Here is an 11,861-nt window from a genome sequence, read left to right on the forward strand (position 1 = left end):
TTCGGCGGGAACGGGGGGCGCCGACCAGCGCTCCGACGGAAGGGAAGATTCTTCCGACTGCCTGCCGGAGTGAGAGCCATGAGTCAATTTACGGTCACCGGTCGGTTCAAGAACCGCGACGACTTCGCCGAGTTCGAGACGACGATCGACGCCGAAAACGAGGACGTCGCCCGCGAGCACGTCCTCTCACAGCTCGGCAGTCGCCACGGACTCAAACGAACCCAGATCGACCTCGAGGAGGTCGAACAGCGATGAGCCAACAGCAACTCCAGCAGCTCTCCCAGGAGCTCCAAGAGATTCAAGAACAGATCGGGGCCCTCCAGAACAACGTCGAAGGCCTCCAGAACGAGAAATCCGAGATCGACGAAGCGGTCGACGCCCTCGAGACGCTCGAGACCGGCTCGACCGTCCAGGTGCCGATCGGCGGCGGTGCCTACCTCCGCGCGACGATCGAGGACATCGACGAGGCGATCGTCGAACTCGGCGCCGACTACGCGGCCGAATTCGAACAGGACGGCGCGGTCGACGCCCTCGAGAGCAAAAAGGAGAACGTCGACGAACACATCGACGAGGTCAACGAACAGATCGCCGAACTCGAGTCCGAGAGCGCCGAACTCGAACAGCAGGCACAACAGCTCCAGCAACAGGCGATGCAACAGCAGATGCAGCAACTGGGTCAAGAACAGGGCCTCGACGAGTGAGGCGACCCCCATGTTCGACAACCTGAAGGAGAAACTCGGGAGCTTCCGGAAGGACGCCGAGGAAGCCGCCGAAGAGAACGTCGAGGAGGTCGACGACGAGGAACTCGAGGAAGCGCCCGATCTCGCCGAACCCGAGGACGAACTCGAGGAAGCGCCCGATCCCGAGGCACCCGAGAACGGAGCACCCGGCGGCGAGTCGAACGCCGACACAGCGCCGACCGCGGACGCGTCGCCGACGGAACCGGATTCCGCGGCCGAGACCGAGGCCAACGCAGTCCTCGGGGCGGACGACGGACGCCAGTCGGACACTGCAGATCTCGAGGCCGGCACAACCGACCTCGAGTCCGATTCGGCCCTCGAGGCAGAGGCATCCGACGACGCCGTCGGAGAGCGGGATGCGGCCAGCACCACCGAGGCTGACGAACCGGACGCGGCCGACACCGCCGAGGTGGACGAACCGGACGCGGAAGACGACTCGAGCGGGACGGAAGACGACGACGGCGGAAACGGCTCGACCGGCTTCGGCCGGAAGGCGAAGTCGCTCGTCAAGGGGAAGTTCGTCATCGAGGCCGAGGACCTCGAAGGGCCGTTGCAGGAACTCGAACTCGCCTTGCTCTCTTCGGACGTCGAGATGGGCGTCGCCGAGGAAATCCTCGACAACATCCGCGACGAACTGGTCGGCGAAACCCGGACGTTCACGACGTCGACGGGCGCCGTCGTCGAAGAGGCGCTTCGAGATGCGATCTACGACGTCATCAGCGTCGGCCAGTTCGACTTCGACGAGCACGTTGCCGTCGAGGACAAACCCGTCACCATCGTCTTCACCGGCGTCAACGGCGTCGGAAAGACGACGTCGATCGCGAAACTGAGCCGCTACTTCGAACAGCGGGGGTACTCGACCGTGATGGCCAACGGCGACACCTACCGCGCCGGCGCCAACGAACAGATCCAGGAACACGCCGACACACTCGAGACGAAGCTCATCAGCCACGAGCAAGGCGGCGATCCCGCCGCGGTACTCTACGACGCCGTCGAGTACGCCGAGGCCAACGACGTCGACGTCGTGCTGGGCGACACCGCGGGACGGCTTCACACCAACGAGGGGCTGATGGACCAACTCGAGAAGATCGACCGCGTCGTCGACCCCGACATGACGATCTTCGTCGACGAGGCGGTCGCCGGTCAGGACGCCGTGAATCGCGCCCGCGAGTTCGACGACGCGGCCGAGATCGACGGCGCGATCCTCACGAAGGCGGACGCCGACTCGAACGGCGGTGCGGCGATCTCGGTCGCCCACGTCACCGGGAAACCCATCCTGTTTCTCGGCGTCGGCCAGGGCTACGACCACATCGAACGGTTCGATCCCGACGAGATGGTCGACCGACTCCTCGAGGGCGACGAGTAGTCGCCACGGATCCGACCCCGCCGCCGCCGGCTATCGAACGTGATCCATCTCGAGGGAGCCCTCGACGTTCTCCCTACGCTGAACCGCCGAGGAGCTCTCTCGCCGACGATCACGACGACGTCGTTGCGAGTGTGGGTGACAGATTCTTTCGTGTGGTCGTGGTGTGGACGACCGCATGGACCGAGACACTATTCTCGTCATCGGCTCGACCGGCACGCAAGGCGGCGCGGTCGCGAGACACCTGTTAGCGCGGGACGTCGACGTGGTGGCGCTGACTCGAGACCACAACAAGCCGGCGGCCCACGAACTGGCCGAAGCAGGCGCGGAGGTCGTCGAGGGCGACATCGGCGAGAAAAACAGCATCGAGGCGCTCGTCGAGGACGCGGACGGCGTCTTCTGCGTGACGAACTTCTGGGAACACGGCTACGACGACGAGGTCGAACAGGGGACGAACGTCGCCGACCTCGCCGCCGCGGAGGGCGTCGAACACGTCGTCTTCTCCTCGGTTGGTGGCGCCGAGCGCGACACCGGCATCTCCCACTTCGACTCGAAGTACGAGATCGAAGAGCGCTTCGCGGAACTCGAGGTGCCGACGACGGTCGTTCGGCCGGTCTTTTTCGCGCAAAATTTCGAGGGCTTTCGCGAGTCGATCGAGGACGGAACGCTCGGGATGGGCCTCGAGTGGGGAGTTTCGTTGCAGGTGCTCGACATCGAAGACCTGGGGGCGTTCGTCGCCGCGGCGTTCGCCGATCCCGACCGATACGTCGGCGAGGCCTACGAACTCGCGAGCGACGAACTCACGCTCCGGGCGATGGCCGCTCGATTCGGGGACCACCTCGACGCGCCCGTCCGGGCCAATCACCTCTCGATCGACGACATCGAGGAGAGCCAGGGCGAGGCGTACGCGGTCATGTTCGAGTGGTTCAACGAGGCCGGCTACGAGTCGCCGATCGACGAACTCCGGGCCGATCACGACGTCTCGTTCAACCGCCTCGAGACCTACCTCGAGCGGGAGTGGTAGCGTCGAAAAAGGCGCGTCTCGGGAATGCGGTCACGACGAGTTCGTTGCCGATGTGCGACCGAGGCCGCCTATCGAATGGGAGCGTCCCACAGGGAGCCCCGTCGGAGAAGTTTGCCGCTTCCGGTGACGCTCTCGAGCCGGGTGTGAGAGAAACCGTCGCGTAAAACACGCTCGGCGGCGATTCCACAGCGTCCGCGATCGGGACCAGGTGCGTTTTGAGGCAATATTCTCCGTATAGGAGGACCGACGTCAGGTTTCGCCCCATTACGGGAAGGTATACCGTTATAGTGTTTTTACCCGCTAAACGATGGGCTACGAAGAAATCGGTACGACTGACGGCCGAAATCCCCGCGCCGGGAGGCGGTGGGACGAATGAACAACGAGCGAACGAGTTCACTCGTGTTCACACTCGGCCACGGAGGTGGTCTCGCGTGAACACGACCGAACAGTACAAACAGAACAAACACCCCCTCGACGTCATCGACGACGTCTACGAGTACGCCGAGGAGGGGCTCACGTTCGAGGAGATCGAAAACCGCGGCGGCGGCGGCGAGTGGGAGCGCCTGAAGTGGGCCGGCATGTACGCCCAGAAGCAGGAAGGCTTCTTCATGATTCGGACCAAGGTGCCTGGCGGGAAACTGACGCCCGAACAGGCCGAGGTCATCGGCGAGTGCGCCGAGGACTACGCCGTCGCACCGGCGGAGTACGGCGGCGAGAACCAGAACGAACTCTGGGGTGACGCCTACGTCGACATCACGACCCGCCAGGACATCCAGAAACACTGGATTCGGGTCGAGGACGTCCCCGAGATGTGGGATCGCTACGACGAGGTGGGCCTGACGACGGTCCAAGGCTGTGGCGACTCCGCCCGGAACGTACTCGGCTGTCCGGCGGCCGGGCTGGACGACCACGAGTGTTTCAACGCCCAGCCGGTTATCGACGCCGTCTCCGAGTACTTCACCGGCAACCGCGAGTACGCGAACCTGCCGCGGAAGTTCAAGCTGACGATCACCGGCTGTAAACACGACTGTGCTCAGTCCCAGATCAACGACATCGGGCTCGTGCCGGCGAAGAAGGAACTCGACGGGGAGTACCTCTATGGCTTCCACGCCCGCGTCGGCGGCGGCCTCTCCGACGGGCCGCGGATGGGTTCGGAACTCGACGTCTTCATCGAGCCTGAAGACGCCGTCGAATTCTGTCGTGCGGTCGCCCAGACGTTCAAGGAACTCGGCGACCGAAACAACCGCGGCGTCTGCCGGATGCGCTACCTCGTCGAGCAGATGGGTCCCGAAAAGTTCGAGGAAGCGGTCCGCGACCGCTGTACCGTTTCCCTGCCAACGGCGGGCGACGGACTGACCGAAGGCTATCGGGGCGACCACGTCGGCGTCCACGACCAGAAACAGGACGGCCTGAAATACGTCGGTTTCAACGTCATCGCCGGCCGCATGGGCGGCGACGAGTTCGCCGCGGCCGCCCGCGCCGCGGAGAAATACGGCACCGAGGACGCCTCGGTTCGCCTCGCAACCGACCAGAACTTCCTCATCAGCCACATCCCCGAGGAGAACGTCGACGACCTGCTGGCCGAGCCCTTCGCCCAGGAGTACCAGCCCGATCCGGGGCCGTTCTCGCGGGGCGCCGTCGGCTGTACGGGCAACGAGTTCTGTAACTACGCGATCATCGAGACGAAAAAGCGCACCAAACGCTGGGCGCGCGAACTCGACGAGCGTATCGACGTCCCCGACGACATCGAGGCGATTCGGATGCACATGTCCGGCTGTTCGGCATCCTGCGCTCAGCCACAGATCGCCGATATCGGCTTCCGCGGCGAGACCGTAAAAATCGACGACGAAGACGGCTCCGACATCGTCGAAGGGATGGACTTCGGCCTCGGCGGATCGCTCGGCACCGACAACGAGTTCCTGGATTGGATCGAAAGCGCCGTACCGGCCGAGGCCGTCATCCCGGCGCTCGAGCAACTGTTCGAGGCCTACAACGCCGACCGCGAGGATGGCTACGAACCGAGGGCGCAGATCGAAGCCGACGAGTTCGAGGCCTACAACGCCGACCGCGAGGACGGCGAGACGTTCTACGCCTGGTGTCGCCGCGTCGACAACACGCGACTGCGCCAGATCATGCAAGGGGCCGACGCCCCGGTCGCTCGAGGTGTTGCCCATGGGGATTGAGGGCGAGGACGAACGCAGTGAGTCCTCGAAAAAGCGAGCGGGAGCGGCGGGATCCGAACGACGTGAGGATCCCGAGAACGCGAGCGGTGGAACCGCGAGCGAGAAGCGACACGCGAGCCGCGAGGCCGACCGACGGGAGGCCTCGGACCGAGCGAGTAGCGCGGAGCTTCGCTCCGCGGACCATTCGAGCGGGCGAAGCCCGCGAGAAGACGGCGACGCCGCGAGCCGCGAGGACGAACGCAGTGAGTCCTCGAAAAAGCGAGCGAGCAGCAAGGACGACGACCCGGTCTTCCCGGGCGTCCCCGAATCGAGCACGGACGACGACGAAGCTGTGATGGTCCCCGAAAGCGGGAGCGCCGCACCGCGGTCTCGAGACGGAACGGATCACGCTCGAGAGGGTGCCATCGCGACGGACGGCGGCGATGCTGGCGAGGCCTGCTCCCCGTCGACCTGTACGTGCGGCGAGAAGACCGCCGACCACACCCCGTCGGCCGACGGCAAACGCGTCGCAACCGATGGCGCGGGCGTGAGCAACGTCGACAGCGAGGGCAACCTCGGCGACCTCGAGTTCACCGAACCGGCCGAGGGTGTGAGCCAGGACGTCTACGACGACGCGCCGGACGTCCGCGTCGGGATTCCGGAAGGCGTCGACCTCGACACCCCCGAGTACTCGATCCGTTCACAGATGAACGACATCGAGACGCCGGACGAGAAGACCTGGTTCATGGAACTCGACGAGGCAGTCATCGGCGCCGACCGCTGTATCCAGTGTGGAACCTGTGTCGCCGCCTGTCCCTCGGACTCGATCGGCGTCGGCGAGGACGACCTGCCTAAGCTGGTCAAGATGTGTACCGGCTGTTCGCTCTGTTGGGACTTCTGTCCCCGTGGCGGCCTCCGCTACGAGCGCCAGTGGAAGATCACCGGTGGCGAGGACAACGTCAAAGGCGCGGGCGACCCGATCACGGAGTTCTCCGCGAAGGTCGACGACGACTGGACCGACGGCGCCCAGGACGGCGGCGTCGTCACTGGCATCCTCGCCACCCTGCTGGAGGAAGGCGAGATCGACGGCGCGCTGATCGCGACGGAGTCCGAGGACGAACCCTGGAAGGCCGAGAGCTTCCTCGCGACCACGGAAGAAGAACTCATCGAGAACGCGGGCACGGTCTACAACCAGACGCTCGCACTCGGCAACCTCGACCTGAAGCAGTGGGAGCACAAACTCCCCGAGAAAGACTGGGACGACCTTTCGCTCGCGCTCGTCGGCACGCCGTGTGAGATCGAGGGTATTCGCGCCCTGCAGGACTTCGACTGGGACTACCAGAAACAGAACGAGGGCATCCGCGCGGTCGATTACACGATCTCGCTGATGTGTACGAAGAACTTCAACTACTACAGCCTCATCGGCGAGCAGTTGGAGGAAAAACGCGACATCTCGCCCGAGGAGATCGGCAAGATGGACGTCCTCCACGGCAAGATGATGGTCTACGACCACGACGGCGAGATGATCGTCGAGGAAGACGTCGAGAACTTCCACGACGCCGCGCTCAAAGGCTGTGACGAGTGTGCCGACTTCACCGGCTTCTGTTCGGACGTCACCGTCGGCTCCGTCGGCTCGTCCGACGAGTACTCGAGCGTCATCATCCGCACCGACCAGGGGATGAAGGCGTGGGAGCTCACCGAGCCGAAACTCGACTACCACGACTTAGAGGACCGCTCGGCGGTCGGCAAGCTCCAGGGCTGGGACAAGAAGAAGGCCTTCGAGAGCTTAGAGCGGCCGTTCGACCCCGACGCGCCGCGGTTTATCGATTACACGGACCACGCCGAGAACTACGGGACGGCGCTGAACCCCCACGACAAGGGACACTAAGGACGGATTTCGGCCCGCCCATCGTCGTTTCGGCGTCTCGAGCGGACGGAAATCCACACTGCTTATGCCGATCCGTCGTTCAATCGTACTCGAGGGCACGTAGCTCAGTCCGGAAAGAGCGTCGGACTTCTAATCCGACGGTCGTGGGTTCAAATCCCATCGTGCCCGTTACAAAACCGTCGTTTTAGGACTTCTCTCGGGAAGTCCGCATCAGTTCCGCTACTGTCGAGAATCGGCCGATTCGCGATTCATTATTCGTCCTGAGAATCGGGATTCCGTTCAACAGGTGAACGCCCCCCTTCGCTTGCGGGCGATTTTCATTCTCGGATTACAGCGTCGAGACGCCACTATTTCACCGAGGTGGTCCGCGTGAAGTCGCTCGAGAACCTTCTCGAAGAGATCGACCGGGACGAACTCGATCGGCGAATCAGATCGCACCCGCGACCGCGCACCTCTCGGGAGTTCGTCTGCCCCGAGTGCAAGGCCCGGTGTACTCGTCTGCTCAACAAAGACGGCGAAGCGGGCCACGCGAAAGGCTGTTCCCAACGGCTCCGGCGGACGGATTCGGTTCGACTCCCGCCCATGCTCACGGACGGAGGTGAGCGCGAGTGAGTTCCCGAGCCTCCGCCCTCGAGAGTCCGAAAGCGAGCGGGGACGCGCTCGAGGCGGACCTGATTCAGTGCATCGACGCTCTCGAGTTCGTCGGTGATCGGACCGCAACGTGGCATGATGCCCGAACGACGACGCTTCTCGAACCGGCCGAGAGTCTGCCGTTCTACGGAGTTGTGGTCGTTGAGCCGGGCGTTCCGGTCGAAATCAAGGGCTGTCAGATACGGACGAGCAACGGGAGCGGATCGACGCGCGGACGGTTCTACGTCAAGCGCGAAGCCCATTCCCGACTGCTCGAGGCGGGCGGGATGTACCTGTTCGTCGTCTACCTGCCGCGGCCGGGGCTTCCCCAGGTTGCTCGTGCGATCGTCCCGGCGACGATCGTGGACGAACTGCTCGCCGGGCGGTGGTACGAGGTCGGCGGCCCACGGTCAGAGAATGAGGTCGCGAAACTCGCGTGGTCGCACGTAATCAATCCCACGACCGTCGATCCGTCAGGGGGTGAGCGGCCGTGACGCTGTGTCCGGTTTGCGGTGCCTGGAGCGAGAAGTGCTACCGCTGTACGGAGTGCGGGGCCGATCTTGTCCGGCGGTCGGATCTCGCTGAAGATCGGGGGCGATGACCGATGTCGGACCTGACTGCCTTCGGCCTCGAGCCGCGGGACCCCCCGGAAGAAGACGACGATGACGAAGTATCGGAAACGGTTTCGGAAACGTGGTCGGAGTGCGTCGACTGCGGCTACGTCGGCTACGAGGTGAAGGCCCGACTCCAGCATTCGGTACCGCTGTGTACCGCGTGTTTCGCCGAACGGGAGGGGTTGCTGTGAGCGCTCGGAAATTCCTCCGGTTCCAGTGCCACGAGTTCGACGCCCACTTTCACCTCGTGCGAGAGGCGCTGAAGCCGTACTACGCGCTCACGGACGTTCGGAAGAATCACGACTGGGCGAACGACGGAAAGCCGACCGCAACGTACGAGAGCGGCGGCGAAACCTGGCGGGTGTGTCTCGACTACGACGAACAGCCCATACTTCCGTGGTCTGACCCGTCCTACCGCCTCGAGACGGCGTATCTGTACCGGATCTATTTCGTATGCGAAGACGGGACCGACGACGGGAAGCGCGCCGATCGGAACCAGCGGGTGAAGGGTGGAACGATCACCTTCCGACCGCGGTGGCCCGATATGAAGAAACAGGATGACGAGACGGGGCAAATCTCGGACGTGAACGGCTACATGGACCTCGGAGTACCGTACATCGACGCGCAGGTACAGGCGTCGAACATCGACTTCGAGCGATACCCCGACCTGCTCGCCGAAGCGGCCGCCGCGTTCGGCATTCCTCGACGATACTTCGATACGTTCCACCACACGAGCAACATCGGAGACGCCGCGCTCTACGTGCGAATACTCCGCTCACTGTCCGGCCCGGTGTACGCCGCGGACGGCCCGCTCGCCAGGATGCACTCGCTTCTCGAGTCGGACCGCTCGGGGTATCGGAAACACGTCGAAGACAACCGCGACCGCCCGGGTGACTACGTGACGACCGTCGTCGACGATGGGCGAGCGCGCAAGATCATTCGCGGCCACGAGATCGGGAAAGAGGCGAAGCACTACTACATGAGAGACCCTGATACGTACGATCCGGACCAGTACGGCTGGCACCCGAAACTCGAGGTTGGCTACCAGACGAGTGCAACGGATCGAACCGTCTACTGGGAACGCGACGACGACGAACTCGACCGCCACGATCTCCGACGCGAGCTCGAGGAACTGCTGGCGAACCTGCTCGAATGGGCTGGGCTGGATGTGATCGGCGGCGAACAGTACCACGAGGATGCGTATTTCGATCCAGACGACCGCGAGCGGCGGTCGTTGAAGATCGTCGACTGTCCGCTTCCGAAAATCGAGAGCGAGCAGGAAGCGGCCGTGATGCGCTTGTGGGGCGACATGAACCCGTCGGACGGAGCCGTTGTCGATATGTTGCTCACCGACGGCGGCGAGGTCTCGCCCCAGGAGACAGCCGACGAGACGGGATACTGTTACGATACCGTGCTTCGCGCCGTCGACCGACTCGAGGGATTCGTCGAGCACAGCTACGGACAGTTGTCGATCACGAGCGACTACGCGGCCCAGGAGATGCTGAAACGCGTCAGGTCGGCCGAGGAACAGTTTCGGCGGGAAGTTGGATCAACGGTGATGGAAGTCGCCGAAGCGTCCCAGGGCGTCACGAGCGACGCGCTGGATGCGTTCGTGCGTCGGTACGACGCCGGGATCGATAGAAGCCGTGACGACTGTCGCGCTCTGTTGAAACCGCGCGTGACGGCCCGCACTCGCGACCACGCGAAGGAAATCGCTCGCGAGGCGTACACCGCGGTCTGCGACCGTTTCGGGACCCATCACGGCGTTCACATCCGGGTCGAACTCGCCGACGGCACCATGATCCGGTGGCGAGACCTGAAAGATCAGCCGTTCAGCGGATCGACGTACGACAAAGACGCAGAGCATTCCCGTTGCCCGACGCGATCGCGACTCGAGGCCGAACGCGAGAACCTGCCGCGCTGGAAGAAAAACCGGGTCGGGACCACCCGGTAGCGCGGTCCTCGTGAGTGGCAACACTACCGAACACACTTCTTTTCGGTCGTTTCAGCGTGTATCACCCCGGTTTGGGCCGGTCGCGGCGCGTGCGGCCGGGCCCGATCCTCGCTTTCGCTCCGGTCGGCCCCGGCCGCACCCATTCCGGAATCCGACCCTGCGGGTCGAATTCCGGGTTAGGGGGTGTGGCTAAGGCCAAGATCACAAATCAACCGCCACGCCTCCGCACTGTCGCCTTGGCGACAGCGCAAAAATAGATTCTCCGCCTAGTCGACAAAGAAACAATTTTAATAATACTCACTCCAATTCGGGCTAACTCTGTGGTAGACCATGACTCTCTCAAGAAAAGATATTAAGAAATTATGGACGGCATCAGGAAATCAATGTGCTTTCCCTGATTGTGATCAACAATTGATTGATTTTGACCGAAATAGTGTCATTGGAGAGATGTGTCACATCCATGCGCAGAAGCCCGGTGGATCACGATATGACGCAGATATGGGTACAGATGAGAGAGAATCATATTCAAATAGGATTCTGCTATGTCGAAATCACCACAAACTCGTAGATGATTCTCCTGATGAATTTCCTGCGAAGGTTCTTGAGAGATGGAAACAGGAACATGAAGAGCAACCACCGCAGGTGCCGAAGCTACCACCGGAATTGCTCAATGATCTAGCACACGAATTTAACCCATCGAATTTACTCGTTCATGTTGGAGAAGGTGATATTGAGTGCTTGCGTGATGTACTTGATTGGGAGCCACATGAGGAGTTTCCTGAGGAAATGGATAATGGAGATCATGCAATATTAGTCACGTTTGATGACCTCAAGATGCTTCATAGTCATCTTTCGGCACTATATCGACCAGTCAATGGTATTCCAGCGTATAAACATAACCAGGAATGGACAGAGTATGAGATAATTCAAGTTACATTTACCATAACTCAGATTACACAATTAGCAATTCAGTATTTTCAGGTTGAAGGAAATCGCCGAAAGCGTAATTTCGACAATAACATACAGTGAATTACCTGAGCCATAATTCTGAAGAATCGTATCGTAAACCACAGGCGACAAATACAATTAGAAAATGTCTGAAATCGATACCTTCGCTTGTTCAGTCTCACGATGTTTCCCGCCACCGTGCCATCGGAGTAACGGCAGATTCTCAGCCTTGCACATTCGATCTTTCAGAATCGTACAGCCTGACCGTCCGTGTGGCCGATAGACGACGAAACAGTACCAGCCGTCGGCCTGTCGGAGCCGATCGTGGTACGCCCGATAGATTTTGAAGTTTCCCGGCTGGCCGTCGCTGTGCTCGAGCATGGTGCTCTTGATTTCGACGGGCGTTCCGTTCTGAAAGCGAGCATCGTGCCACGACGATCGCTCGAGGGAGAACCGACGTTTCTTCGCCATGCGCTTCTCGCAGATCGTGCCGAAGTGGTTGGCTCGCTTCGATCGATTCACGCGGACCACGCGCTAC

General features: G+C 62.1%; 12 protein-coding genes and 1 tRNA gene. 12 read left to right on the top strand and 1 reads right to left on the bottom strand.

The annotated features are described in order from the left end of the window. Window positions 1-78: 78 nt before the first annotated feature. The 12 genes from rpl18a to AB7C87_RS23485 all read left to right on the top strand — a co-directional run bounded on the left by rpl18a (window position 79) and on the right by AB7C87_RS23485 (window position 11,404). The gene (gene rpl18a, locus AB7C87_RS23430) at window positions 79-255 is read left to right on the top strand and encodes a 50S ribosomal protein L18Ae (RefSeq protein WP_369731954.1); all 177 of its coding nucleotides are present in this window, start codon (window positions 79-81) and stop codon (window positions 253-255) included. Next, a complete protein-coding gene (gene pfdA / locus AB7C87_RS23435; protein ID WP_369731955.1) occupies window positions 252-701 on the top strand; it encodes a prefoldin subunit alpha in 450 nt (149 codons plus the stop codon). Before rpl18a ends, pfdA begins: the two co-directional genes overlap by 4 nt. A gap of 10 nt (window positions 702-711) precedes the next feature. Next, a complete protein-coding gene (gene ftsY, locus AB7C87_RS23440) occupies window positions 712-2,106 on the top strand; it encodes a signal recognition particle-docking protein FtsY (RefSeq protein WP_369731956.1) in 1,395 nt (464 codons plus the stop codon). A gap of 175 nt (window positions 2,107-2,281) precedes the next feature. Next, on the top strand, window positions 2,282-3,127 hold the full coding sequence (locus AB7C87_RS23445) for an NmrA/HSCARG family protein (RefSeq protein WP_369731957.1): 846 nt from the start codon (window positions 2,282-2,284) through the stop codon (window positions 3,125-3,127). A gap of 431 nt (window positions 3,128-3,558) precedes the next feature. Next, complete coding sequence (locus AB7C87_RS23450) at window positions 3,559-5,310, top strand: nitrite/sulfite reductase (RefSeq protein WP_369731958.1); 1,752 nt, start codon at window positions 3,559-3,561, stop codon at window positions 5,308-5,310. Continuing rightward, a complete protein-coding gene (locus AB7C87_RS23455) occupies window positions 5,300-7,177 on the top strand; it encodes a Coenzyme F420 hydrogenase/dehydrogenase, beta subunit C-terminal domain (protein WP_369731959.1) in 1,878 nt (625 codons plus the stop codon). The genes AB7C87_RS23450 and AB7C87_RS23455 overlap by 11 nt, the downstream gene beginning before the upstream one ends. Window positions 7,178-7,270: 93 nt before the next feature. Further along, window positions 7,271-7,345, top strand: a tRNA-Arg gene (locus AB7C87_RS23460). Between the two features lie 201 nt (window positions 7,346-7,546). Next, window positions 7,547-7,789: a hypothetical protein gene (locus AB7C87_RS23465; RefSeq protein WP_369731960.1), complete on the top strand. Its 243-nt coding sequence runs from the start codon at window positions 7,547-7,549 to the stop codon at window positions 7,787-7,789. After that, window positions 7,786-8,301 carry a PD-(D/E)XK family putative nuclease gene (locus AB7C87_RS23470; protein ID WP_369731961.1) on the top strand — a complete coding sequence of 172 codons (516 nt, stop codon included), beginning with the start codon at window positions 7,786-7,788 and terminating at the stop codon, window positions 8,299-8,301. Before AB7C87_RS23465 ends, AB7C87_RS23470 begins: the two co-directional genes overlap by 4 nt. 110 nt (window positions 8,302-8,411) lie before the next feature. Further along, on the top strand, window positions 8,412-8,612 hold the full coding sequence (locus AB7C87_RS23475; protein ID WP_369731962.1) for a hypothetical protein: 201 nt from the start codon (window positions 8,412-8,414) through the stop codon (window positions 8,610-8,612). Continuing rightward, on the top strand, window positions 8,609-10,375 hold the full coding sequence (locus tag AB7C87_RS23480; RefSeq protein ID WP_369731963.1) for a DUF7845 domain-containing protein: 1,767 nt from the start codon (window positions 8,609-8,611) through the stop codon (window positions 10,373-10,375). The genes AB7C87_RS23475 and AB7C87_RS23480 overlap by 4 nt, the downstream gene beginning before the upstream one ends. Before the next feature lie 330 nt (window positions 10,376-10,705). After that, window positions 10,706-11,404 carry an HNH endonuclease gene (locus AB7C87_RS23485; protein ID WP_369731964.1) on the top strand — a complete coding sequence of 233 codons (699 nt, stop codon included), beginning with the start codon at window positions 10,706-10,708 and terminating at the stop codon, window positions 11,402-11,404. 57 nt (window positions 11,405-11,461) lie between these two features. Here the strand turns inward: AB7C87_RS23485 and AB7C87_RS23490 are convergent, their stop codons facing one another. After that, the gene (locus AB7C87_RS23490) at window positions 11,462-11,845 is read right to left on the bottom strand and encodes a PD-(D/E)XK family putative nuclease (RefSeq protein WP_369731965.1); all 384 of its coding nucleotides are present in this window, start codon (window positions 11,843-11,845) and stop codon (window positions 11,462-11,464) included. Between the last annotated feature and the right edge of the window lie 16 nt (window positions 11,846-11,861).

This window comes from Natrarchaeobius versutus (genome assembly GCF_041205745.1).
Lineage (GTDB): Archaea > Halobacteriota > Halobacteria > Halobacteriales > Natrialbaceae > Natrarchaeobius > Natrarchaeobius versutus.